The 23,648-nt window shown below is 71.7% G+C and carries 20 protein-coding genes and 1 tRNA gene; 8 read left to right on the top strand and 13 right to left on the bottom strand.

Annotated elements, in window-relative coordinates; genetic code table 11:
- The first annotated feature begins 5 nt into the window (after positions 1–5).
- Both cydD and ACZ58V_RS23625 read left to right on the top strand, forming a co-directional pair.
- Positions 6–3,494, top strand: a complete 3,489-nt coding sequence (cydD, locus tag ACZ58V_RS23630) for a thiol reductant ABC exporter subunit CydD (protein WP_471292038.1) — start codon at positions 6–8, stop codon at positions 3,492–3,494.
- A 111-nt stretch (positions 3,495–3,605) separates the two neighbouring features.
- On the top strand, positions 3,606–4,658 hold the full coding sequence (locus ACZ58V_RS23625; RefSeq protein ID WP_471292035.1) for a M23 family metallopeptidase: 1,053 nt from the start codon (positions 3,606–3,608) through the stop codon (positions 4,656–4,658).
- Positions 4,659–4,696: 38 nt separating this feature from the next.
- Here the strand turns inward: ACZ58V_RS23625 and ACZ58V_RS23620 are convergent, their stop codons facing one another.
- The 4 genes from ACZ58V_RS23620 to ACZ58V_RS23605 form a co-directional block, all read right to left on the bottom strand.
- On the bottom strand, positions 4,697–5,566 hold the full coding sequence (locus ACZ58V_RS23620; protein ID WP_468196940.1) for a Cof-type HAD-IIB family hydrolase: 870 nt from the start codon (positions 5,564–5,566) through the stop codon (positions 4,697–4,699).
- Positions 5,567–5,670: 104 nt separating this feature from the next.
- Positions 5,671–6,573 (bottom strand): LLM class flavin-dependent oxidoreductase, encoded by a 903-nt coding sequence (locus ACZ58V_RS23615; RefSeq protein ID WP_471292032.1) that lies wholly within the window; start codon positions 6,571–6,573, stop codon positions 5,671–5,673.
- 84 nt (positions 6,574–6,657) lie between these two features.
- A complete protein-coding gene (locus tag ACZ58V_RS23610; protein WP_471292029.1) occupies positions 6,658–7,206 on the bottom strand; it encodes an RNA 2'-phosphotransferase in 549 nt (182 codons plus the stop codon).
- 152 nt (positions 7,207–7,358) lie between these two features.
- A complete protein-coding gene (locus ACZ58V_RS23605) occupies positions 7,359–9,113 on the bottom strand; it encodes an SDR family oxidoreductase (RefSeq protein ID WP_471292026.1) in 1,755 nt (584 codons plus the stop codon).
- A 179-nt stretch (positions 9,114–9,292) separates the two neighbouring features.
- Here ACZ58V_RS23605 and ACZ58V_RS23600 point away from each other — a divergent pair, with 179 nt between their 5' ends.
- The 6 genes from ACZ58V_RS23600 to ACZ58V_RS23575 all read left to right on the top strand — a co-directional run bounded on the left by ACZ58V_RS23600 (position 9,293) and on the right by ACZ58V_RS23575 (position 13,582).
- On the top strand, positions 9,293–10,261 hold the full coding sequence (locus ACZ58V_RS23600; protein ID WP_399022461.1) for an ABC transporter ATP-binding protein: 969 nt from the start codon (positions 9,293–9,295) through the stop codon (positions 10,259–10,261).
- Complete coding sequence (locus ACZ58V_RS23595) at positions 10,251–11,168, top strand: ABC transporter permease (RefSeq protein WP_468196931.1); 918 nt, start codon at positions 10,251–10,253, stop codon at positions 11,166–11,168. Before ACZ58V_RS23600 ends, ACZ58V_RS23595 begins: the two co-directional genes overlap by 11 nt.
- Positions 11,165–12,076, top strand: a complete 912-nt coding sequence (locus ACZ58V_RS23590; protein ID WP_184593781.1) for an ABC transporter ATP-binding protein — start codon at positions 11,165–11,167, stop codon at positions 12,074–12,076. Before ACZ58V_RS23595 ends, ACZ58V_RS23590 begins: the two co-directional genes overlap by 4 nt.
- A 9-nt stretch (positions 12,077–12,085) precedes the next feature.
- Positions 12,086–12,805, top strand: coding sequence for an ABC transporter permease subunit (locus tag ACZ58V_RS23585; RefSeq protein ID WP_468196928.1), 720 nt, complete (start codon positions 12,086–12,088; stop codon positions 12,803–12,805).
- A gap of 102 nt (positions 12,806–12,907) precedes the next feature.
- A complete protein-coding gene (locus ACZ58V_RS23580; protein WP_471292022.1) occupies positions 12,908–13,210 on the top strand; it encodes an SGM_3592 family protein in 303 nt (100 codons plus the stop codon).
- Between the two features lie 268 nt (positions 13,211–13,478).
- Positions 13,479–13,582 (top strand) — tRNA-OTHER (locus ACZ58V_RS23575).
- Between the two features lie 90 nt (positions 13,583–13,672).
- Here the strand turns inward: ACZ58V_RS23575 and ACZ58V_RS23570 are convergent.
- From ACZ58V_RS23570 to ACZ58V_RS23530, 9 genes are all read right to left on the bottom strand, one after another.
- Positions 13,673–14,476, bottom strand: coding sequence for an HAD family hydrolase (locus tag ACZ58V_RS23570; RefSeq protein WP_468196924.1), 804 nt, complete (start codon positions 14,474–14,476; stop codon positions 13,673–13,675).
- The gene (gene serS / locus ACZ58V_RS23565; protein WP_471292019.1) at positions 14,473–15,750 is read right to left on the bottom strand and encodes a serine--tRNA ligase; all 1,278 of its coding nucleotides are present in this window, start codon (positions 15,748–15,750) and stop codon (positions 14,473–14,475) included. Before serS ends, ACZ58V_RS23570 begins: the two co-directional genes overlap by 4 nt.
- A 551-nt stretch (positions 15,751–16,301) precedes the next feature.
- A complete protein-coding gene (gene pheA / locus ACZ58V_RS23560) occupies positions 16,302–17,234 on the bottom strand; it encodes a prephenate dehydratase (protein WP_468196920.1) in 933 nt (310 codons plus the stop codon).
- Positions 17,235–17,296: 62 nt separating this feature from the next.
- On the bottom strand, positions 17,297–18,583 hold the full coding sequence (gene efeB / locus ACZ58V_RS23555; protein WP_468196917.1) for an iron uptake transporter deferrochelatase/peroxidase subunit: 1,287 nt from the start codon (positions 18,581–18,583) through the stop codon (positions 17,297–17,299).
- 6 nt (positions 18,584–18,589) lie between these two features.
- Positions 18,590–20,614: a copper resistance CopC/CopD family protein gene (locus ACZ58V_RS23550; RefSeq protein ID WP_471292015.1), complete on the bottom strand. Its 2,025-nt coding sequence runs from the start codon at positions 20,612–20,614 to the stop codon at positions 18,590–18,592.
- Between the two features lie 13 nt (positions 20,615–20,627).
- Complete coding sequence (locus ACZ58V_RS23545) at positions 20,628–21,101, bottom strand: copper chaperone PCu(A)C (RefSeq protein ID WP_468196913.1); 474 nt, start codon at positions 21,099–21,101, stop codon at positions 20,628–20,630.
- Entirely contained in the window at positions 21,098–21,751 is a 654-nt protein-coding gene (locus ACZ58V_RS23540) for an SCO family protein (RefSeq protein WP_468196910.1), read from the bottom strand. Before ACZ58V_RS23540 ends, ACZ58V_RS23545 begins: the two co-directional genes overlap by 4 nt.
- A 92-nt stretch (positions 21,752–21,843) precedes the next feature.
- Positions 21,844–22,587, bottom strand: coding sequence for a YcnI family copper-binding membrane protein (locus ACZ58V_RS23535; protein WP_471292012.1), 744 nt, complete (start codon positions 22,585–22,587; stop codon positions 21,844–21,846).
- 121 nt (positions 22,588–22,708) lie between these two features.
- A complete protein-coding gene (locus ACZ58V_RS23530; protein WP_471292010.1) occupies positions 22,709–23,524 on the bottom strand; it encodes a hypothetical protein in 816 nt (271 codons plus the stop codon).
- Positions 23,525–23,648 lie beyond the last annotated feature (124 nt).

Genomic DNA, 23,648 nt, shown 5'->3' with positions numbered 1-23,648 from the left:
TTCACGTGAAACCAATCGATCCGCGTCTGCTCCGGTACGCCCGTGCCACCCGGGTCTTCCTGGGGGCGGTCGTCGCCCTGGGTGCCGTCGGGGCGGGGTTGGTCATCGCGCAGGCGATGCTCATCGCCGAGGTGGTGGTCGGCGCCTTCCAGCACCGTATGCCGGTGTCCGAACTCGGCACTCCCCTGCTCCTGCTGGCTGCCGTCTCGGCCGGCCGGGCGCTGGTCGGCTGGCTCACCGAGTTGGCCGCGCACCGGGCGAGCGCGGCGGTGAAGTCCGAGCTGCGGGGGCGGCTGCTGGAGCGTTCCGTGCGGTTGGGGCCCGGGTGGCTGAGCGGGCAGCGGACCGGTTCGCTGGTCGCCCTGGCCACCCGGGGCGTCGACGCCCTCGACGACTACTTCTCGCGGTATCTGCCGCAGTTGGGTCTCGCGGTGGTCGTGCCGGTGGCGGTGCTGGCGCGGGTCGTCACCGAGGACTGGGTCTCCGCGGCCATCATCGTGGGCACCCTGCCGCTCATCCCGGTCTTCATGGTCCTGATCGGCTGGGCCACCCAGTCCCGGATGGACCGTCAGTGGCGGCTGCTGTCCCGGCTGTCCGGGCACTTCCTGGACGTCGTCGCGGGGCTGCCGACGCTGAAGGTCTTCGGCCGTGCCAAGGCGCAGGCCGAGTCTATCCGGCGGATCACCGGCGAGTACCGGCGGGCGACCATGCGGACGCTGCGGATCGCCTTCATCTCCTCCTTCGCGCTGGAGCTGCTCGCCACGATCTCGGTGGCGCTGGTCGCTGTGACGATCGGTATGCGGCTGGTGCACGGCGAGATGGACCTGTACATCGGCCTGGTCATCCTGATCCTGGCGCCGGAGGCGTATCTGCCGTTGCGGCAGGTCGGGGCGCAGTACCACGCGGCGGCGGAGGGGCTCGCCGCGGCCGAGGAGATCTTCGAGGTCCTGGAGACGCCCGTTCCGGCGTCCGGGGCCGAGGCCGTACCCGCGGGTGCGCTGGCGTTCGAGGGTGTGACGGTCCGGTACCCGGGGCGTTCGGCGGACGCCGTGTCGGACGTGTCCTTCACCGTCGAGCCCGGGGAGACGGTCGCGCTCGTCGGGCCGAGCGGGGCCGGAAAGTCGACGCTGCTCAGTGCGCTGCTGGGGTTTGTGCGGCCAGCCGAGGGGCGGGTGCGGGCCGGGGGAGTCGACCTGGCCGATGCCGACCTGGAGCAGTGGCGCTCCCGGATCGCGTGGGTGCCGCAGCGGCCGCATCTGTACGCCGGGACGATCGCCGAGAACGTACGACTGGCGCGGCCCGACGCCGACGACGACGCCGTACGGCGGGCGCTGCGGGACGCCGGGGCAATTGAGTTCGTGGACGCCCTGCCGGAGGGCGCGGAGACCGTGCTCGGCGAGGACGGGACCGGGCTGTCGGCGGGGCAGCGGCAGCGGCTCGCGCTGGCCCGGGCGTTTCTCGCGGACCGGCCGGTGCTGCTGCTCGACGAGCCGACGGCCGCGCTGGACGGGGCCACCGAGGCCGAGGTCGTGGCAGCGGTACGGCGGCTGGCGGCCGGGCGGACGGTGCTGCTGGTCGTGCACCGGCCGGCGTTGCTGGGGGTGGCGGACCGGGTGGTGCGCCTGGCCGAGCCCGAGACGACCGCTGTGCCGGTCGCGCGGGCCTCGGTACACAAGCCGGGTTCCGTCGAGGGCGAGCTGACCGTCCCGTTCGTTCCGGCCGAGCCCGACGGGGAAGCCGCTTCGGGCGATGTCCTCAGGCGCGTTCGCGCCATGTCCGGCGCCCGGCGCGGGCGGCTGGGACTCGCGCTGCTGCTCGGCAGTCTCGCGCTCGGGAGCGCCGTGGGGCTCATGGCCACCTCCGGGTGGCTGATCTCGCGGGCCTCGCAGCAGCCGCCCGTGCTCTATCTGATGATGGCCGTGACGGCGACGCGGGCCTTCGGGATCGGGCGGGCCGTGTTCCGGTACGCCGAGCGGCTGGTCTCGCACGACGCCGTACTGCGGATGCTGGCGGACACCAGGGTCGCGGTGTTCCGCCGGCTGGAGCGGCTGGCGCCCGCCGGGCTGCGCCGGACCCGCCGGGGCGATCTGCTCTCCCGGCTCGTCGCGGACGTGGACGCGCTGCAGGACTACTGGCTGCGGTGGCTGCTGCCGGCCGGGGCGGCCGTCGTCGTGTCGGCCGCGTCCGTCGGCTTCACGGCGTGGCTGCTGCCCGAGGCCGGGGCCGTGCTCGCGGCCGGGCTGCTGGCGGCGGGCGTGGGTGTGCCGCTGATCACCGGTGCCGTGGCGCGGCGGGCCGAGCAGCGGCTGGCCCCCGCCCGCGGCGTACTGGCGACGCGGGTGGCCGATCTGCTCACCGGCACCGCGGAGCTGACCGTCGCCGGTGCCCTGCCCGCGCGGACCGCCCGGGCACGCGAGGCCGACGGGGCGCTCACCCGGATCGCCTCGCGCGCCGCCACCGCCACGGCCCTCGGCGACGGACTCACCGCGCTGATCTCCGGCCTGACCGTCGCGGCCGCCGCCCTGGTCGGCGCTCAGGCGGTCGCGGCCGGGCGGCTGGACGGCGTGACCATGGCCGTCGTCGTCCTCACCCCGCTGGCCGCCTTCGAGGCCGTGCTCGGGCTGCCGCTCGCCGTGCAGTACCGGCAGCGGGTGCGCCGGAGCGCCGAGCGGGTGTACGAGGTGCTGGACGCCCCGGAGCCCGTGGGGGAGCCGGAGCGCCCCCGGCAGGCGCCCGCGTCGCCGTTCCCGGTCGCCGTCAAGGGGCTGACCGCGCGGTACGAGGGGCAGGACCGGGACGCGCTCGCCGGGCTCGACCTGACCCTCGAGGAAGGCCGTCGGGTCGCCGTGGTCGGACCGTCCGGCTCCGGCAAGACGACGCTGGCGCAGCTGCTGCTGCGGTTCCTGGACGCGCGGGCGGGTGCGTACACGCTGGCGGGCGTGGACGCGTACGCGCTGCACAGTGACGACGTACGGAAGCTCGTCGGGCTGTGCGCGCAGGACGCGCACCTCTTCGACAGCTCGCTGCGCGAGAACCTGCTGCTCGCCAAGAAGGACGCCACCGAGGACGAGCTGCGTGCCGCGCTCGGCCGGGCCCGGCTGCTGGACTGGGCAGGCGGCCTGCCCGACGGGCTCGACACGCTCGTCGGCGAGCACGGGGCGCGGCTGTCCGGAGGGCAGCGCCAGCGGCTGGCGCTGGCCCGCGCGCTGCTCGCCGACTTCCCCGTCCTGGTGCTCGACGAGCCCGCCGAGCACCTCGACCTGCCGACGGCGGACGCGCTCACCGCCGATCTGCTGGCCGCCACCGAGGGCCGTACGACCCTGCTCATCACGCATCGGCTGGCGGGCCTGGAGGCGGTCGACGAGGTGCTCGTGCTGGATCAGGGACGGGTGGTGCAGCGCGGGTCGTACCCGGAGCTGGTGACGGTGGACGGGCCGTTGCGGGAGATGGCGGAGCGGGAGGCGGCGTCGGAGGAACTGGCGGGAGCGCGGTAGTGGCGTGAACCCTGACGGGTCCGCGCGCACTGATCCATTCGGAGCAGCCGGTCCCCCAGCCGTACGACGTGAACAGGACCGGGCCCGCAGGGCTGGGCGAGGATCACTGACATGCGCTCATATCGCCGCTATCGTCTGCTCGTTCCAGCCCTGCTGTGCGCGCTGGCGGCTCTCGCGGCCCGGCCGACGGCGGCGGACAAGGAGCCCGGGGGCGGCGGGGACACGGGCAGCAGCGCCGAGGTGGCGCGGCTGTACGAGGACGCCGCGGTGGCGACGCAGCAGTACGAGGCCGGTCGCAAGGAGGCCGATGAGCAGCGGGCCAAAGCCCAGCGGGCGGAGGCTCTCCTGGACATTCAGCGGCGGCACATCGCGGGCCTGAACGAGGACCTGGGCCGGATCGCCCGTGCCCAGTACCGCAGCAGCGGTGGTCTGCCGGTGGCCGCGCAGATGATCCTCGCCGACAGCCCCGACGACCTGATGCGGGGTCAGCATGCCTTCTCACAGACGAACCTCGCCGTGAACAACGCGATCTCCAAGAGCCGCCGGGCCGAGGCACGGCTCACCGCGGACGAGGCCAAGGCCGCCGCCGAGTGGGAGGCGCTGGAGAAGCGGAACGTCCAACTGGCCGACCTGAAGGCGGACATCGAGCAGAAGCTCGAAGCGGCCCGCTCGCAGCTCCAGGGGCAGGCGGACGCCTCGGTCGCCGCCGGGGCGTGCCGTGGGGCCGTCCGGCTCGACCAGCCGGAGACCGGGTTCACGCGTGCGTGGGTCGCGCCCGTGGAGACGTACGAGCTGTCCGCGTCCTACGGCAGCGGCGGGGCGCGGTGGTCGAGCCGGCACACCGGGCAGGACTTCGCGGTGCCGATCGGCACGCCGGTGCGGTCCGTGGGTACGGGCCGGGTGGTGAGGGTGTCCTGCGGCGGCCCCTTCGGCATCGAGATCGTGCTGAAGCACGCGGGCGGCTACTACACGCAGTACGCCCATCTCGCTTCCGTCGCGGTCGACCAGGGGGAGCACGTCAGCCCCGGCCAGTGGATCGGCCAGTCGGGCACCACGGGCAACTCCACCGGACCGCACCTGCACTTCGAGACCCGGGTCACACCGGAGATGGGCTCGGCGGTGAACCCGGTGTCGTGGCTGGAGGCGCGCGGGGTGTCGCTCTGACGGAGCGGCTCGCCCGCTTCCGAAAAAGCGGGCGACACCTACACCCGCTCGGCCACCAACTGCTCGATCACGACCGCGACCCCGTCCTCGTTGTTCGCGACCGTCCGTCCCGAGGCCGCGGCGATCACGTCCGGGTGGGCGTTGCCCATCGCGTACGACCGGCCGGCCCAGGTCAGCATCTCGACGTCGTTCGGCATGTCGCCGAAGGCGACGACCTCCTCGTGCGAGATGCCGCGCTCGGCGCAGCACAGGGCGAGCGTGCTGGCCTTGGACACCCCGGGGCCGCTGATCTCCAGCAGGGCACTGGGGCTGGAGCGGGTCACACTGGCGCGGTCGCCGATGGAGAGCCGGGCCAGGGTCAGGAAGGCGTCGGGGTCGATCTCCGGGTGGTAGGCCAGGATCTTCAGCACCGGCTCCCCGGCCGCCCGGTGGTCCGGGCCCAGCAGTTCCTCCGCCGGGGCGAGGCTGTCGGGGATCTCCATGTGCAGCTTCGGGTACGCCGGCTCCTGGTAGAAGCCGTAGGTCTGCTCCACCGCGTACACCGTGCCCGGCGCCGCGTCGCGCAGCAGCCGTACGGCGTCCAGCGCGTTCTCCCGCTCCAGCTCCCGTACCTTGACGAACTTGTGGGCGCCGGGGCCGCCGTGCAGGTCGACCACGGCGGCGCCGTTGCCGCAGATCGCCAGTCCGTGGCCGTGCACGTGGTCGCTGACGACGTCCATCCAGCGGGCCGGGCGGCCGGTGACGAAGAAGACCTCGATGCCCGCCTCCTCGGCGGCGGCCAGCGCGGCCACCGTGCGGGGGGACACCGACTTGTCGTCGCGCAGCAGGGTGCCGTCGAGGTCGGTGGCGATCAGCCGCGGCGGGAGGGTCTCGGCCGCGGTATCGGGCTGTCGGGTCGCTGAGGTCACCGGGTCATTGTCCCGCAGATGCCCGCACGGGCGTGCGGGGCTCCGCACAGGTGAGTGGATGCCGCTCTCACCAGGGCTTTCCCCAGGAAGACGCCCCCCGGGCCTCAGCGCAGCTGTGCCGGCGCCTCCATGGCGATCTGCTCGAAGACCTTCTCGTCCGCCGCGAAGGGCGAGTCCGGGATCGGCCAGTGGATCACGAGTTCCGTGAAGCCCAGTTCCGCGTGCCGGCCGGCGAAGTCGACGAAGGCGTCCAGCGACTGGAGCGGGCCGGTGCGGTCCGGCGTGAACCCGGTGAGCAGGACCCGGTCGAGGCCGGTCATGTCCCGGCCGACCTCGGCGCAGGTGTCGGCCAGCTTCTCGGCCTGCCCGCGCAGGGCCTGGATCGACTGCTCGGGGGTGCCGTTCTCGTACAGCTTGGGGTCGCCGGTGGTCACCCAGGCCTGGCCGTGCCGGGCGGTGAGCCGCATCCCGCGCGGACCGGTCGCGGCGACCGCGAACGGCAGCCGGGGGCGCTGCACACAGCCGGGGATGTTCCGCGCCTCGTGAGCCGAGTAGAAGTCGCCCTCGTACGACACCGTGTCCTCGGTGAGCAGCCGGTCGAGCAGCGGGACGAACTCGGCGAACCGGTCGGCGCGTCCGCGCGGGGTCCACGGGTCCTGGCCGAGCGCGGTGGCGTCGAAACCGGAGCCGCCCGCGCCGATGCCCAGCGTGACCCGCCCGCCGGAGATGTCGTCCAGGGAGATCAGCTCCTTGGCGAGGGTCACCGGGTGCCGGAAGTTCGGCGAGGTCACCAGTGTGCCGAGCCGAAGCCGTTCGGTGACGGCCGCGGCGGCGGTGAGGGTCGGCACGGCACCGAACCACGGACCGTCCCGAAAGCTGCGCCAGGACAGATGGTCGTAGGTGTACGCGGTGTGGAAGCCGAGCTGCTCGGCGCGCGTCCAGGTCGTACGGCCGCCTTCGTTCCAGCGGCGGTACGGGAGGATCACGGTGCTCAGATGCAGACTCATGGCAAGGAGCCTAAAGGAGCCCTGCGGGTGGCCCGTGTTTCACGTGAAACAAGTCACCGTCGGCGGCTGGTCACGCTCAGCAGGTCAGTGGGGTACGGGGAAGCGGAGATAGCGCGGCGGTACGGCCTCGGTCAGCCACACGCCGTTCGCGCTCACGCGGAAGACATGGCCGTCCCGGTGCATGGCGGCCGTGTCCACCGTCAGGACGATCGGCCGGCCCCGGCGGGCACCGACGCGGGTCGCCGTCTCGCGGTCGGGTGAGAGGTGCACGTCGTGCCGGTTCATCGGCCTGAGTCCCTCGACACGGATCGCGTCCAGGTGGCGGGCGACGGTGCCGTGGTAGAGGTGCGCGGGCGGGGTCGCCTGCGGCAGCCCGAGGTCGACCTCGACGCTGTGGCCCTGGCTGGCGCGGATCCGGGTTCCCTCGACGGCGAAACGGCGCTTGTCGTTGGTGGTGAGGACATGGTCCAGTTCGTCGCGGGTGAACCGGAAGCCGTGCGCGGCGGCCGCTGCGATCAGCGTGTCGATCTCCACCCAGCCGCCCTTGTCGAGCGCCAGCCCGATCCGCTCCGGCTGGTGGCGCAGATGCTTCGAGAGGTACTTCGACACCTTGACGGTGCGTCTTTCGTCCATCCCACCAGAGTGCGGGAGAGACGGGAATCACGCGATCGAGTATTGCTTCCGAGGTTTGATCCACAGCTAAGTATGGTTATCCACAGGGGAATTGGCGGTTCTGTGGACAACAGGCCCTCAAGACAAGGGCCTTGGGCCCGCCGCGCAGCCTTTCACATCGGCGGCTTCACCCGCGCGATCCCCCGCAACACCCCCGGCGCCCAACGCGACAGCACCCGCGCACCCCGTGCCTCCGGCGTGACCGGAACCACCGCCTCGTCGCGCACCACCGCCCGCAGAATCGCGGCGGCCACCTTCTCCGGCGGATAGTTCCGCAGCCCGTACAGACGGGCGGCGCGCTGCTGGAGCCGCGTCTCCTCCCGGGCGTCGACCCCCGCGAAGTGCGCCGTCGACGTGATGGCGGTGTTGACGATGCCGGGGCAGACCGCCGTCACGCCGATCCCCTGCCCGGCGAGCTCCGCCCGCAGGCACTCGCTGAGCATCAGCACGGCCGCCTTGGAGGTGCTGTAGGCGGGCAGGGCCCGGGACGGCTGGAACGCCGCCGCAGAAGCCACGTTGACGATATGGCCGCCCTGCCCGCGCTCGGCCATCCGCCGGCCGAAGAGCCGGCAGCCGTGGATCACGCCCCACAGATTGACGTCGAGGACCTTCTTCCAGTCCTCCGGCGTGGTGTCGAAGAAGGACCCGGACAGCCCGATCCCGGCGTTGTTCACCAGGACGTCCACCACCCCGTACTCGATGACCTTCTCGGCGAGCTTCTCCATGGCCTGCTCGTCGGAGACGTCGGCCGTCTCCGCCCAGGCCGCCGAGGCGCCCATGAGACAGGACGACTCGGCGGTGCGGGCCGCGGCCTCCGCGTCCCGGTCGACGGCCACCACACGGGCGCCCGCCGCCGCGAACGCGAGCGCCGTCGCCCGACCGATGCCGCTGCCCGCCCCGGTGACCAGCACGAGCTGCCCGGCGAACCGCTCGGCGTGCTTCCCGCTCGCCGCCGCCGGGGACCGGCCGTCCTCGACGGACGTCACGAAATCCCCGATCCACGAAGCGAGCTGATCCGGACGGGTGCGCGGGATCCAGTGCCCCGCCGGGAGCGTCCTGCGGGTCAGCCGCGGAACCCACTGCTCCAGCTCGTCGTGGAGCCGCTCCGACAGGAACCGGTCCTCCAGGGGCGTGATGAGCTGCACGGGCGCGTGGGCGTGCGCGTCCGGGCGCGGCCTGCGCAGCCGGGGCCGCACGTTGTCCCGGTACAGCCAGGCGCCGTGCGCCGCGTCCGACGGCAGGGACGAGGTCGGGTAGCCGCCGCGCGGAACCTTCTCGACCCGCTCCAATACCTTCGGCCATCGCTTGCCGAGCGGGCCGCGCCAGGCCAGCTCGGGCAGAACGGGCGTGTGCAGCAGGTACACGTACCAGGACTTCGCGCCCTGCCCGAGGAGCTGGCCGACCCGGCGCGGGGTGGGCCGCTTCACACGCCGGTCGATCCAGTGCCCGAAGTGGTCCAGGGACGGCCCGGACATCGAGGTGAAGGAGGCGACACGGCCCTCGGTGCGCCGGACGGTGGTGAACTCCCAGGCCTGCACCGAGCCCCAGTCGTGCCCGACCAGGTGCACGGGCCGGTCCGGACTGACCGCGTCCGCGACGGCCAGGAAGTCGTCCGTCAGCTTCTCCAGCGTGAACCCGCCCCGCAGCGGCCGCGGCGCCGTCGACCGGCCGTGGCCGCGGACGTCGTACGCCACCACGTGGAACCGCCCGGCGAGACGGGCGGCGACCTCGGACCACACCTCCTTGCTGTCGGGGTAGCCGTGCACGAGGACGACCGTCGGGCGACGGGGATCGCCCAGCTCGGCCACGCACAGCTCGACTTCGCCGGTCCGTACCCAGCGCTCCCGCGCGCCCGTGAGCAACGTCATCCGGCGAATCTGGCAGTTGTTAGAGAGTTCGTCAATAGGGGGCTGCTCCGGCCCCACCCGGCGTGGTAACTCTCGAGAACCAGCTCCCCTAGGGGCCCGTAATACTCAGGGCTGACCCGAATACAGCTCCACGGAGTGACGCCCGCCACGCTCACGGCCCCTACCTTCGAAGGGTGACTGTGATCGCGACCGAAAGCCTGAGCAAGCGGTTCCCGAGGGTGACCGCGCTTGACCGGCTCTCCGTGGACGTCGGGCCCGGTGTGACCGGACTCGTCGGAGCCAACGGAGCCGGCAAGTCCACACTGATCAAGATCCTGCTGGGTCTGTCCCCCGCCACCGAGGGCCGCGCCGACGTGCTCGGCCTCGATGTCGCCACCAAGGGTGCCGACATCCGCGAGCGGGTCGGCTACATGCCCGAGCACGACTGCCTGCCGCCGGACGTCTCGGCCACCGAGTTCGTCGTCCACATGGCGCGCATGTCCGGCCTGCCGCCCACCGCGGCGCGCGAGCGCACGGCCGACACCCTGCGCCACGTCGGCCTGTACGAGGAGCGCTATCGCCCCATCGGCGGCTACTCGACCGGCATGAAGCAGCGCGTCAAGCTCGCCCAGGCCCTGGTGCACGACCCGCAGCTGGTCTTCCTGGACGAGCCGACCAACGGCCTCGACCCGGTCGGCCGCGACGAGATGCTCGGCCTGATCCGCCGGATCCACACCGACTTCGGCATCTCGGTCCTGGTCACCTCGCACCTGCTGGGCGAACTGGAACGCACCTGCGACCACGTCGTCGTCATCGACGGCGGCAAGCTCCTGCGCTCCAGCTCCACCACCGACTTCACCCAGACCACGACGACCCTCGCGATCGAGGTCACCGACACCGACGAGCACCCGGACGGCACCCGCGCGGTGCGCGACGCGCTGCACGCGCGCGGGGTGAGCGTCGAGGACGGCAGCGGCCTGCCGGGCGCCGGCCACGTCCTGCTGCTCACCGCCCAGGGCGAGGAGACGTACGACCTGGTCCGGGACGTGATCGCCGACCTCGGACTCGGCCTGGTGCGCATGGAGCAGCGCCGGCACCACATCTCCGAGGTCTTCACGAGCAGCGACGAGCGCGAGCAGCGGAAGGAGGCGGTCGGCCATGGCGGTTGAGCACTCCACGGGGGCATCCGCCCCGGCACCGGGCGACCAGACCCGCATCCACAACATCGGCTACCGCACCTACGACGGCCCCCGCCTGGGCCGCGCCTACGCCCGCCGCTCCCTGTACTCGCAGTCCCTGCGCGGCTCCTACGGCCTCGGCCGCTCGGTGAAGTCCAAGGTGCTGCCGATGCTGCTGTTCGTGGTGATGTGCGTGCCCGCGGCCATCATGGTCGCCGTCGCGGTCGCCACCAAGGCCAACGCCCTGCCCGTGGACTACACGCGCTACGCGATCGTCATGCAGGCGGTCATCAGCCTGTACGTCGCCTCGCAGGCACCCCAGTCCGTCTCGCGGGACCTGCGCTTCAAGACCGTGCCGCTGTACTTCTCGCGGCCCATCGAGACCGCCGACTACGTCCGCGCCAAGTTCGCGGCGCTGGCCTCGGCGCTCTTCGTCCTCACGGCCGCTCCCCTGCTCGTGCTCTACGTGGGCGCGCTGCTGGCCGAGCTCGACTTCGCGGACCAGACCAAGGGGTTCGCACAGGGACTCGTCTCCGTGGCACTGCTCTCACTGCTGTTCGCCGGTATCGGCCTGGTCATCGCGTCCTTCACCCCGCGCCGCGGCTTCGGCATCGCGGCCGTGATCGCCGTGCTGACCATCACCTACGGCGCGGTCTCCACCCTGCAGGCCATCGCCGAGGTCCAGGGCAGCAGCGACGCCGTGCCGTTGATCGGGCTGTTCTCGCCGATCACCCTCGTCGACGGGGTGCAGTCCGCGTTCCTGGGCGCGACCTCCGCCTTCCCCGGCGGGGTGGGCCCGAGCAACGCCGAGGGCGTCGTCTTCGTCCTCGTCGCCCTGGGCCTGATCGCGGCGAGCTACGGCCTCCTGATGCGCCGCTACAAGAAGGTGGGACTGTGACCACGCTCTCCATCGACCACGTCTCCCGCTGGTTCGGCAACGTGGTCGCCGTCAACGACATCACCATGACCATCGGCCCCGGCGTCACGGGCCTCCTCGGCCCCAACGGCGCCGGAAAGTCCACCCTCATCAACATGATGGGCGGCTTCCTGGCCCCCTCCACCGGCACGGTCACCCTCGACGGCCAGCCCGTGTGGCGCAACGAGCAGATCTACCGCCACATCGGCGTCGTCCCCGAGCGCGAGGCGATGTACGACTTCCTCACCGGGAAGGAGTTCGTCCTGGCCAACGCCGAGCTGCACGGCCTGGGCGCCAAGGCGGCCCAGAAGGCTCTGGCCACGGTCGAGATGGAGTACGCGCAGGACCGCAAGATCCAGACGTACTCCAAGGGCATGCGGCAGCGCGTGAAGATGGCCTCCGCCCTGGTCCACGACCCGTCCCTGCTCCTGCTGGACGAACCCTTCAACGGCATGGACCCGCGCCAGCGCATGCAGCTGATGGACCTGCTGCGCCGCATGGGCGACGAGGGCCGCACGGTGCTGTTCTCGTCCCACATCCTCGAAGAGGTCGAGCAACTCGCCTGGCACATCGAGGTCGTCGTCGCCGGCCGGCACGCTGCCAGCGGTGACTTCCGCAAGATCCGGCGCCTGATGACCGACCGGCCGCACCGCTACCTGGTGCGTTCCAGCGACGACCGCGCCCTCGCGGCCGCGCTGATCGCCGACCCGTCGACGTCCGGGATCGAGGTCGACCACGCCGAGGGCGCGCTGCGCATCCAGGCCGTCGACTTCGGCCGCTTCACGGCTCTGCTGCCGCGTGTGGCGCGCGAGCACGGCATCCGCCTGCTCACGGTCTCGCCGTCCGACGAGTCTCTCGAGTCCGTCTTCTCGTACCTGGTCGCGGCGTAGGAGGCCCTGATGTATGACCCCACAGTCGCCCGGCTCACCTACCGGGCCCTGCTCGGCCGGCGCCGGGCCCTCATCCTCGGTGCCCTGCCCCTGCTGTTGATCGTCATCGCCGTGGCGGTGCGCGTTCTCGCCGGGGCGGACGACCAGACGGCCTCGGACCTGCTGGGCGGCCTCGCCCTCGCCACGATGGTGCCGCTCATCGGCGTCATCGCCGGAACCGGCGCGATCGGGCCGGAGATCGACGACGGCTCGGTGGTGTACCTGCTGTCCAAGCCGATCAAACGGCCGACCATCATCTTCACCAAGCTGATTGTCGCCGTCGCCGTGACGATGGTGTTCTCCGCGGTGCCGACGCTCATCGCGGGCTTCATCCTGAACGGCAACGGCCAGCAGATCGCCGTGGCCTACACGGTGGCGGCGCTCGTCGCGTCCATCGCGTACGCGGCTCTGTTCCTGCTGCTCGGCACGGTCTCCCGGCACGCGGTGGTGTTCGGTCTCGTCTACGCGCTGGTCTGGGAGGCCCTGTTCGGCTCCCTGGTGCCGGGCGCCCGCACGCTGAGCGTCCAGCAGTGGTCGCTGGCCGTGGCCCAGAAGGTGTCCGGCGGGGACCTGGTGACCTCGGACGTCGGCCTGACCACGGCGACGGTGCTGCTGGTCGGCGTCACGGTCCTGGCCACCTGGTACGCCGGTCAGAAGCTGCGCTCGCTGACCCTCGCCGGCGAGGAGTGACGTGCCCGGGCCTTGACGGGGACTTCACCCCTGTCGGGGCACACTGGGCAAACGGGATGTAGGGGAACCACACGGGAGTTGGACGGCTGGGAGGAGACGGGGATGGCGGGCGAGAAGGCTCAGCACGAGGACGGCGGTCAGGCCGGGTCCGAGCCCGGGTCGGGGTCCGAGCCCGGGTCGGGGTCCGAGCCCGGGGCCCGGGCCGGAGAGCATGCTTGGGACGACCTCGTTCTGGACGACGACTTCATACGCTCCGCCGGGACCTCCGAGCCGTCCGCCCGGGCCCGGATGCTCGCCGAGCGCTGGCGCCGTGAGGAGCCGGAGCCGCAGCCCTGGCGCTCCGACGAGCCGCCCGCGGGCTGGTTCTTCAGCAAGGTCCGGCGGCGCAGGTGGCGCAGGCGCTGAGGCCGGGCGATTTAATCGGTGGCGTCCAATTCGCCCGGCGGGCAGAGTGGTTGTGTTCACCCCGCCGGGCAAGGAAGTCCGGCGCCGAGTTCTGGGAGAGGAGCGGGACGATGCCCATGCACGGCAGTACGTCCAGCTCCCTTCAGGGCAGCCCGCGGCGGGCTCCGGAGTAGTCGCTACCCCACTCCGTAGAGCTCGCCCCATACGGGGAGCTGCCCGGGGCGGCCGCTTCGAGCACGCGAATCGCACTCGCGTGGGCCGCCCACCCGGAGGATTGGCCGAGTGGTAAGGCACTGGCTCGCGCCGTGTTCGATCAGAAGCGAGTCACGGTCGGGCTGGAAGCCCGCGCACGTTCGATCCGTGCATCCTCCGCCGAGCACCGAGCACCGAGCACCGAGCACCGAGCACCGAGCACCGAGCACCGAGCACCGAGCACCGAGCACCGAGCAACAGGCCAGACGTTCAGCCCAGCAACCGCTCCAGCACGACCGCGATGCCGTCCTCCTCGTTCGAGGACGTCACCTCGTCGGCCACCGCCTTCAGCTCCTCGTGGGCGTCCGCCATGGCGACACCGTAGGAGGACCAGGCGAACATCGGTATGTCGTTGGGCATGTCGCCGAAGGCGATCGTGTCGGCCGCCTTCACCTTGAGCCGGCGGGCCGCGAGGGACAGGCCGGTCGCCTTGGACAGGCCCAGGGGGAGGAGTTCGACGATGCCCTCGCCCGCCATGACGACGGTGACGAAACCGCCGGCGGTGCGCGTGGCCACCTCGCACAGCTCGTCGTCCGACAGCGTCGGGTGCTGGATGTACATCTTGTTCAGCGGCGCGGTCCACAGGTCCGACGCGTCCGTGAAGGGGGTCGCGGGGAGGGTGCCCTGGACCGCGTAGCCGGGGCCCACCAGGACCTCTCCGTCGAGACCGTCGCGGCTCGCGGCCAGATACAGCGGGCCGACCTCCGCCTCGATCTTGGCCAGCGCCACCCCGGCCAGCTGCCGGTCCAGCGTCACCGACGTCAGCAGGCGGTGGGCGCCGGCGTCGTACACCTGCGCGCCCTGGCCGCAGACGGCCAGCCCCTGGTAGCCCAGGTCGTCGAGGATGTGCCGGGTCCACGGGACCGCGCGACCGGTGACGACGATGTGCGCGGCGCCCGCCGCGGTGGCCGCGGCGAGCGCGTCACGGGTGCGGGGCGACACCGACTCGTCGGAGCGCAGCAGCGTCCCGTCGAGGTCGGTGGCGATCAGCTTGTAGGGGAAACCGGTGGTCACTTGGACACCGGCTCCAGGACCTCCCGGCCGCCCAGGTACGGGCGCAGCACCTCGGGCACGCGCACCGAGCCGTCGGGCTGCTGGTGGTTCTCCAGGATCGCCACGATCGTGCGCGGTACGGCGCACAGGGTGCCGTTGAGCGTGGCCAGCGGCTTGACCTGCTTGCCGTCACGGACGCGGATCGACAGCCGGCGGGACTGGAACTCGGTGCAGTCCGAGGTCGAGGTCAGCTCGCGGTACTTGCCCTGGGTCGGGATCCACGCCTCGCAGTCGAACTTGCGGGCGGCCGAGGAGCCGAGGTCGGCACTGGCCACGTCGATCACGCGGTAGGGCAGCTCCAGGGAGGTCAGCCACTGCCTCTCCCACTCCAGCAGCCGCTGGTGCTCCGCCTGCGAGTCCTCCGGAGCGACGTAGGAGAACATCTCGACCTTGTCGAACTGGTGCACGCGGAAGATGCCCCGGGTGTCCTTGCCGTGCGAACCGGCCTCGCGGCGGAAGCAGGGCGAGAAGCCCGCGTAGCGCAGGGGGAGGCGGTCGGCGTCGAGGATCTCGTCCATGTGGTACGCCGCCAGCGCCACCTCGGACGTGCCGACCAGGTAGAGGTCGTCGTCGGCGAGGTGGTAGACGTCCTGGGAGGCCTGGCCGAGGAAGCCCGTGCCCGCCATGGACTGGGGGCGGACCAGGGCCGGCGTGAGCATCGGGGTGAAGCCGGCCGCGGTGGCCTGGGCCATCGCCGCGTTCACCAGGGCGAGCTCCAGGAGCGCGCCGATGCCCGTCAGGAAGTAGAACCGCGAGCCGGAGACCTTGGCGCCGCGCTCGACGTCGATCGCGCCGAGGATCTGGCCGAGCTCCAGGTGGTCCTTGGGCTCGAAGCCCTCGGCGGCGAAGTCGCGGATCGTGCCGTGCGTCTCCAGCGTGACGAAGTCCTCTTCGCCGCCCACGGGCACGTCCGGGTGGACGAGGTTGCCGAGCCTCTGGAGCAGCTCCTGGGTCTCGGTGTCTGCCGCGTCGCGGTCCGCGTCGGCCGCCTTGACGTCGGCGGAGAGCTGGCCCGCCTTCTTCAGCAGCTCGGCCTTCTCGTCCCCGGCCGCCTTGGGGATGAGCTTGCCGAGCGCCTTCTGCTCGGCGCGCAGCTCGTCGAAGCGGACGCCGGACGACCTGCGCCGCTCGTCGGCAGACAGGAGGGCGTCGACGAGCGCGACGTCCTCTCCACGGGCGCGCTGGGAGGCGCGCACACGGTCGGGGTCCTCACGGAGCAGGCGAAGGTCAATCACGCGCCCAAGGCTACCGGTGCGCGATGACCGCCCACGACTCACTATTCCGGCTGCGCGTTACGTACCGTTATGAGGGAATTGCGCGCAGTGTCAATAAACGGCCCGTCTCTCCCCGGAACGGGGCATCCCTGGGGCGCCGCATTGACTCGAATCCCTTGCGGGGGACGGGACTTGGGGTCAAGTTGTCCACAGGGATCCACACCCGTTGAAGAGTTATCCACAGGCTGTGTGGAAGATCTGTGGACTTCGGAATTGATCACTCCGGAAGGGTCGCTCACCCCTCAGAATTCGCGGTGCAAACCCGCTCCATCCTCACTTTCGAGTGGATTCAGGTCACCCCGAAGAGTTACGCAAAGGAAAACGGTGGACGAAGGGTGACCTGCCCGTCGATGGACGCATCAGGGGCCTGTAGGGCGATTTGTCGACTGACTCATACTTCGTTGTCGACTTGTCCCCAGGTCGAGAAGCCAACCTGTGGATAACTTCTGTGGATAACGACAATCAGCAGGTACGACAGCCTGGAACCGGTCTGGAACCGGTCTGGAACCGGCCTAGAACCGGCCGTCCTGGCACCGCGCCACCCAGTCCGCCGCCTCCACGAACTCCTCGTCCGACGTCCCCAGCCGCGGTGGCTGGACATCCCCGGGCCGCATATCCGCGCGCGGATAGGAGCCGAGGTAGCGCACCTGGAGGCAGATCCGCTTCAGGCCCTTCAGGGCATCGGCCATCCGGCGGTCGGAGATATGGCCCTCGGCGTCGATGCAGAAGCAGTAATTGCCGATGCCCGCGCCGGTAGGCCGGGACTGGAGCAGCATCAGGTTGATGCCACGCGTGGCGAACTCGCCCAGCAGGTCGCGCAGACCGCCGGGGTGGTCGTCGCGCTGCCACAGCACGACGGACGTCTTGTCCGCGCCGGTCGGCGCCGCGGGCCGGGCGGGCCGGCCGACCAGCACGAACCGTGTCTGGGCGTTCTCCGCGTCGTGGATCCCCGTCTCCAGGGCCTCGAGGCCATAGCGGGCGGCCGCGAACTCACCGGCGAAGGCGGCGTCGTACTGGCCCTCCTGGACCAGCCGGGCGGCGTCCGCGTTCGAGGCGGCCGACTCCCAGTGCGCGTCCGGGAGATGCTTCTTCAGCCAGTTGCGCACCTGCGGCTGGGCGGCCGGGTGGGCGGAGACCGTCTTGATGTCCGACAGCTTGGTGCCCGGGCGGACGAGCAGCGCGAAGGTGATCGACAGCAGCACCTCGCGGTAGATCATCAGCGGGGCGCCGGCGACCAGCTCGTCGAGGGTGGTGGTGATGCCGCCCTCGACGGAGTTCTCGATCGGCACGAACGCGGCCTCGGCCTCGCCGGTTCGTACGGCGTCGAGCGCGGACTGGACGGAGACGTACGGGGTGAGTTCCCGGGTGGCGGCCTCGGGAAGCGTGCGCAGGGCGACTTCGGTGAAGGTGCCCTCAGGGCCGAGATACGCATAGCTCGCTGGCATGACCTCACCCTAATGGGCTCGCGGAATCGACATCCCCCACAAGACCGCCCAGAGACGAACTCTCACCCCTCCAGCAACTTCTGCCCCACGTACTCGCCCTCCGCGGCCCCGCCCGGCACCGCGAACAGCCCGCTCGACTCGTGCCGGATGTACTGCGACAGGGCGTCGCCGCGGTCGAGCTTGCGCTGCACCGGCACGAAGCCGCGCAGCGGATCGGCCTGCCAGCAGATGAAGAGCAGACCCGCGTCGGGCACCCCGTCGGTGTCGATGCCGTCGTGGAAGGAGAACGGGCGGCGGAGCATCGCCGCGCCGCCGTTCTGGTCGGGCCGGGTGATCCGGGCGTGGGCGTTGATCGGGACGACCAGGTTGCCCTTGGCGTCCGTCTTCTCCAGGTCCATCGCGGTCTTCTCGGTGCCCCCGGACAGTGCCGCCCCGTCGGACTTGCGGCGCCCGATCACATCCTCCTGCGCTGTGCCGGAGAGCTTCTCCCAGTCGTCGAGGAGCATGCGGATCCGGCGTACGACGGCGTAGGAGCCGTTCGCCATCCAGGCGGGTTCGCCCTTCTCCGGGACGAAGATGCGCTGGTCGAAGTCGGACTCGGCAGGCTTCGGGTTGCGGGTGCCGTCGATCTGGCCCATCAGGTTGCGGGCCGTCATGGGGTGGGCGGTGGCGCCCGGCGAGCGGTTGAAGCCGTTCATCTGCCAGCGGATCCGGGCCGCCGAGCCGGTGTCCTTCTGGATCGCGCGCAGGGCGTGGAAGGCGACCAGGGAGTCGTTGGCGCCGATCTGCACCCACAGGTCGCCGTTGCTGCGGTTCTTGTCGAGGTGGTCGGAGGAGAACTCGGGCAGCGGGTCGAGGGAGGCCGGGCGCTGCTTCTCCAGGCCCGTCCTGGCGAAGAAGCTGTGGCCGAAGCCGAAGGTGATCGTCAGCGACGAGGGTCCGGCGTCCCGGGCCACGTCGGTGTCGTCGTGCCCGCTCGGCTCGCCCGCCATCAGCCGCCGGGCCGTCTCCGACCAGCGGCGCAGCAGGGCGGCGGCCTCCTTGCGGCCGGCGCCCGCCGCCAGGTCGAAGGCGACGACGTGGCCGCGGGCCTGGAGGGCGTCGGTGATGCCGGGCTGATGTTTCCCGTGAAACATCGCCCGGTCGGTGCCGAGCGAGGTGAGGGGCGCGGCGGCCTCGGAGGGCGCGGCGGCGTATCCCCCGGCCGCGCCCGCCGTACCGAGCACGAGCCCGGTGGCACCGGCGGTGCCGAGCATCCGGCGCCGTGAGATGCCGCCGGCGGAGGCCGCTTCGGTCTCCCCCGGGGCGGTGCCGGGAGTGCGGGCCTCCGGAATGGACTGGTCAACCATGGTCGTTCAGCCGATCTGCGCGTTCTTGGAGACGGTCACCTCGTCGATGTCGGAGGTCCGCACGGTGACGTCGACCTGCCAGTCGCCGGCCATGGGGATCTGCACTCCGTTCGCCGACCAGTGTCCGGTAGCGATGTGGTCGGGGGCGACGGGCAGGGGCCCGATGTCCTTGGCTTTCAGGGTGAAGTCGACCTTCACCTCGGGGATGTCGAAGGCTCGGCCGTTGGGCCGCTCCACGTAGACGTGCATCTCGTTGTCGCCCACGCGCGCGGGGTCGAGGTCGACCGTGACGATGCCCTTGCCGTCCTCGCCGCCGGTGTCGAACGGCATGTTCAGGGTCAGCGCCCCGGATGCTCCGGTGTCGGCGGAGGCGGATGCGGAGGACGAGGCGGCCGCTTTGGCCTCCTGCTCCGTACGGCCCGGCTCGGTCTGCGTCAGCACGGTGGTGACGGCGAGCAGGACGACCGCGATGCCGGCCTCGGCCAGCACGGAGCGGCGCAGGCCGAAGCGGTTGGGGTCGGCGTCCCGCAGTTGCCTCTGCCGGGCGGTGTCCCGAGCGGCCCGCTGCCGGGCGAGCTGCGCGGCGCGCTCGGCGTCGGCGGGCTCGGCTTCTTCGCCGGGCTCGGAAGGAGGCTGCTCGTCGGCGTCGGTGTCGGCGCGGGTCTCGCTGTCGGCGCCGGTCTCGCTGTCGGTGTCCGTGCCGGTCCGGTCGCCGCCGGAAGCGTCGGAGTCTGTGCTGCCGGAGGCCTCAGCCCCCGCGCCGACACGCGCCATTTCCCGCTCCGCCGATGCCGGCACCGTCTCCAGCAGCCGCCCTGTCCAACGCCGTGAGATCCACGCGACGCCGACCAGGACGACCACGAGGGCGATCTTGGCCAGGAGCAGCTGCCCGTACCGGGTGTCGGTGAAGGCCGACCAGGAGCCGAGCTGGCGCCAGGACTGGTACGTCCCGGTCGCGATCAGCGCGAGCACGCTGCCGAAGGCGACACGGGAGAAGCGGCGTACGGCCGCCGCGTCGACGGGTGCGTCGGCGGGTGCCCGGTACAGGGCGACCAGGAGCGCGCCCAGCCCGCCGAGCCACGCGGCGACGGCCAGCAGGTGGATGACGTCGACCGGCATGGAGATGCCCGCCTGGAGCCCGACCGAGGCGTGCTCCGACATCGCCCAGCTCGCGGCGAGCCCGGCCGCCACGACGACGCCGCCGATGGCGAGACCGAAGGTCAGGTCGCGCTTCTCCTGGGCGTCCTCGCGCTTGTCGTACGCCCCGAACAGCACGGAGATGAACAGTGCCGCGGCGGCGAGCAGCAGCAGCCGGGACACCAGGGCCGCGCCGGTCTTGGTCTCCAGCACCTGCCCGAGCAGGGACAGGTCGAAGACGTCGGCGACCTTCCCGGAGCCGGTGTAGGAGCCGCGCAGAAGGAGCAGGGCGAGGGTCGCGGCGGTGAGCGCGAGCCACCCGGAGACGACGAACCGCTGCACCGGCCGCACCCCGGCGCCGCGTCGCCAGCAGGCGAGGACGAAGGCGGCGCCGCCGGCCATCACGATGAACCCGGCATACGACACATACCGCCCGGTGCCGTACAGCCAGCCGACGACCCCGTCGTCGGTCGCCTGCTGGGAGACCGTCGCGGATGTCTTGGAGGGAGCGCCGATGGAGAAGGTGTAGGCGCCGGCGACGGGATGGCTGTCGGCGGAGACGACCTGGTAGGCCACCGTGTACGTGCCGTCGGGCAGGCCCGGCTTCAGCCCCACGGCATACGTCGTGCCGCTCACGTTGGACGGCTCGGCCGTGTCGGCGCGCTTGCCGTCGGGGTCGAGCACGCGCAGCGAGTCGTCGGACAGCGCGACCTGCTCGGAGAAGGTGAGCGAGATCCGGGCCGGGGCCTCCTGGACCACCGCCCCCTGCCCGGGGTCGCTGCCGGTCACCGCGGCGTGCGCGGAGGCCGGGCCGGCTCCCGCGAGGAGTGCGCAGGCCGCGGCCAGGAGCAGCAGCACCAGGTTCCGGACGCGGGGGGCGATGGTCTGCGTCACAGGGGTCCCTCCCTCAGTGTCCGGTCTTCGGGTGGTAGGTCGCCGACTTCACCGGCATCTCGACCTTGACGGGGCCGGAGCGGGCGAACCGCAGCTCGACGGTGACCGTCTGGCCTTCCTTCGGCTTGCGCTTCAGCTGCTCGAACATCAGGTGGTCGCCGCCGCTCTTCAGCACCAGTTCACCGTGGGCGGGGACCTTCAGGTCCTTGACCTCCTGCATGGCTCCGCCGACGGTCTCGTGCACGGTGACCTGCCCGGCGACATCGCTCGTGACCGAGGTCAGCTCGTCGGCGGCGCCGCCCTTGTTGGTGACGGTGAAGAAGCCGGCCGCCATCTCGTCGGAGACCGGCTGCGGCATGTACGCGGAGCCGACGGAGAGTTCCGCCTTCCCGTCCGCGGAGTCACTGCCGGAGTCCGAGCCGCCGCAACCCGCCAGGGCCAGCGCCCCGGCCAGTGCGAGGGCCGCCGGGCCGAGTCGACGCCTCACGGGTTCGCTCCCTTGACGATCTTGGGGAGGTCCTTGGTGTAGTCGTCGACGGTGGCTTCCTCGCCGTAGAGCACATAGCCGCCGTCGGTCTTCGGCGAGAACGCGATGACCTGGGTGCCGTGCTCGGAGATGATCTTGCCGTTCTTGTCCTTCCGCGGCGCGTCGAGGGAGATGCCGAGGGTGCGGGCGCCGGCCTGGATGGTCGCGAAGTCGCCGGTGAGGCCGATGAACTGGGGGTCGATGCCCTTGAGCCACTTGCCGAGTTCGGCCGGGTTGTCGCGGTCCGGGTCGGTGGTGACGAACACGACGCGCAGGTCGTCCTGTTCGGCCTTGGGCAGCTGCTTCTTGGCCACGGCGATGTTGCTCATGGTCGACGGGCACACGTCGGGGCAGTGGGTGTAGCCGAAGTAGATCAGGGTGGGCTTGCCCTCGGTCTCCTTGCGGAGGTCGTACTTCTTGCCCTGCGTGTCGGTGAGGACCAGGTCCGGCTTCTCGAACGGCTTGTCGAGGACGGTGGCGGCCTTCTCGGTGCCGGCCTCCTCCGACACCACGGCGACGGGCTTGTCGCTGTCGCCGCCGCTGCCGCAGGCGGTCAGGGTCAGAGAGGCGGCGGCGAGCAGAGCGGCCGCGGCGAAGGTCTTGGTGCGCATAGAAAATCCCAGATGTCGGTGACCCGGCGCGCACCGGGGTGTCCCCGCCCGAGGGGCGAGGACCCGGTGCGCGCCGTGCAACGGAAGCGGCGTCAGGCGTTGGAGCGCCGACGCCCGGCGAGCACGCCGTAGGCGACGCCCGCCGCGCCGACCACGATGCCGACGATGCCCAGGACGCGGGCGGTGGTGTCGGTGCCGTCGGAGGAGCCGGTTTCGGCGGCGGCGGTCTTGGCGGAGGCCTTCTCGGCCGGCGCAGAGTCGGAGGCCTCGTCGCCCGACGAGCCGTGGTGCCCGTCTTCGGAGGCGGCGGACAGCTCCAGCACCGGGGCCGGGTTGTCGGGCTCCTCCTTGCCCTCCTGCGGCACCTCGATCCAGCGGACGACCTCCTTGTTGGAGTACGTCTGCAGGGCCTTGAAGACGAGTTCGTCGGCGTCCTCGGGCAGGGTGCCGATGGAGACCGGGAACTTCTGGAAGAAGCCGGCCTTGATGCCGTCGCCGTCGGCGGTCCAGGTGACCTTGGTGACGGCCTCGGAGATCTTCTCGCCGTGCATCTCCAGCGGCTTGTCCAGCTTGGACTTGGTGACCTTGATGTCCCAGCCGGGCACCGGCTCCGGCATGACGGAGGCCAGCGGGTGGTCGGTGGGGAAGTTGACCTCGAGCTTGGTGGTCGAGGCGTCGTCGCGCTCGTTGGGGACCTTGAAGTCCACCACCGCGTAGCCGCCCTTGGCGGCCGTCCCCTCGGGCTGCACGGTGACATGCGCGAAGGCGGGGGCGGACAGGGCGAGAACGGCGACGCCGGCGGCGGCACCGGCCGCGGCGATACGGGAAGCCTTCATGGAAGGAGCACTCCGCTGTGAGTCGGGTCGGGATGAGGAAGAGGGATACACGCACACGCGCGTGCCGCACGACGGCGGCCCCTCCTCGAATCCGAAGAAGCGGAGTGGCGGTCGCGTCGCGTCAGGCGGCGAGGGCGAGTGCGGATGCGGGAGCCGTGACGGCGGGCGGGCCGCGCCGGATCACCGTGTGCTGCAGTGCGGTGGTGCACGGCGTCTCCGGCACGGGCCGCACGGCGGGCGCGGGGCACGGACGTGCCTCCGGCGCTCCCGGGAGGCCGGCCCGCAGGGCGCGCACCAGCGCGAACGCCGCCCGCAGGGAGCGCATCAGTGCCCCTTCGGTGACGCCCTGCGCCGACAGTTCGGTGAGCCGCAGCAGCGCCAGGTCGCCGTGGCGCAGCAGCCAGCCGGCGGCGACCGCCGCGAGGACATGGCCGAGCAGCATCGGCAGGGACGGCCACAGCGAGGCCGGTGCGGCGTCCGTGGCCACATGCGTGTGGGTGCCGCCCGTCGGCTGGAGCCGGGCGTCGGTGAGGATCTTGTGGGCCTGCGCCGGGCTGATCGCCGCCGCCGTGGTGCCGCACAGGAGCCGCGCGGCCTGCTGGACCAGCGCGGCGTCACTCGCGCCCGCCGGCACCGAGGACGTGGTGGCCGCGGCCGTACCGTGCTGGCCCAGTCCGAACAGGGTGTGCAGCACCGTCTGGCCGGCCGCGAGCAGTGCCGCGATGCCCGGCAGCGAGCGCACGCGTCCCGCGAGCGGGGCCGCCACCGCGACCACCCCGAGGAACCCGGCGCCCAGCGTCCACAGCGGAATGCCCTCGCACGACGCCAGCGCGTGACCTGCCCCGGCCAGCACGACGCAGACCGCGGCGAACACCGCGGCCCGCAGGATCCGGAGCGGGTGTCCGGAGCGCGTCACGCGCGCGTGGGGGGCAGTCATGGCGGGCTCATCATCGCACTGGCCCTGCGGGCCTCGTGCGGCAGGTCCGCAAGATGCCGTACGACCGGAACGTCACCCTCTGGCCCCGCCCGCCCCTACTTACACCGATGTTCGCTCCCGCATA

Source organism: Streptomyces sp. NPDC040589 (genome assembly GCF_055594445.1).
Note: the sequence above shows the minus strand (reverse complement) of the source record. Positions and strands in the feature narration are given on the sequence as shown.

Excerpts from the sequence above, each read along its gene's own strand:
- ACZ58V_RS23625 (WP_471292035.1), top strand. The coding sequence starts at position 3,606 with ATGCGCTCATATCGCCGCTATCGTCTGCTCGTTCCAGCCCTGCTGTGC.
- ACZ58V_RS23615 (WP_471292032.1), bottom strand. The coding sequence starts at position 6,573 with ATGAGTCTGCATCTGAGCACCGTGATCCTCCCGTACCGCCGCTGGAAC.
- ACZ58V_RS23610 (WP_471292029.1), bottom strand. The coding sequence starts at position 7,206 with ATGGACGAAAGACGCACCGTCAAGGTGTCGAAGTACCTCTCGAAGCAT.
- ACZ58V_RS23605 (WP_471292026.1), bottom strand. The coding sequence starts at position 9,113 with ATGACGTTGCTCACGGGCGCGCGGGAGCGCTGGGTACGGACCGGCGAA.
- ACZ58V_RS23595 (WP_468196931.1), top strand. The coding sequence starts at position 10,251 with ATGGCGGTTGAGCACTCCACGGGGGCATCCGCCCCGGCACCGGGCGAC.
- ACZ58V_RS23585 (WP_468196928.1), top strand. The coding sequence starts at position 12,086 with ATGTATGACCCCACAGTCGCCCGGCTCACCTACCGGGCCCTGCTCGGC.
- ACZ58V_RS23580 (WP_471292022.1), top strand. The coding sequence starts at position 12,908 with ATGGCGGGCGAGAAGGCTCAGCACGAGGACGGCGGTCAGGCCGGGTCC.
- pheA (WP_468196920.1), bottom strand. The coding sequence starts at position 17,234 with ATGCCAGCGAGCTATGCGTATCTCGGCCCTGAGGGCACCTTCACCGAA.
- efeB (WP_468196917.1), bottom strand. The coding sequence starts at position 18,583 with ATGGTTGACCAGTCCATTCCGGAGGCCCGCACTCCCGGCACCGCCCCG.
- ACZ58V_RS23540 (WP_468196910.1), bottom strand. The coding sequence starts at position 21,751 with ATGCGCACCAAGACCTTCGCCGCGGCCGCTCTGCTCGCCGCCGCCTCT.
- ACZ58V_RS23535 (WP_471292012.1), bottom strand. The coding sequence starts at position 22,587 with ATGAAGGCTTCCCGTATCGCCGCGGCCGGTGCCGCCGCCGGCGTCGCC.
- ACZ58V_RS23530 (WP_471292010.1), bottom strand. The coding sequence starts at position 23,524 with ATGACTGCCCCCCACGCGCGCGTGACGCGCTCCGGACACCCGCTCCGG.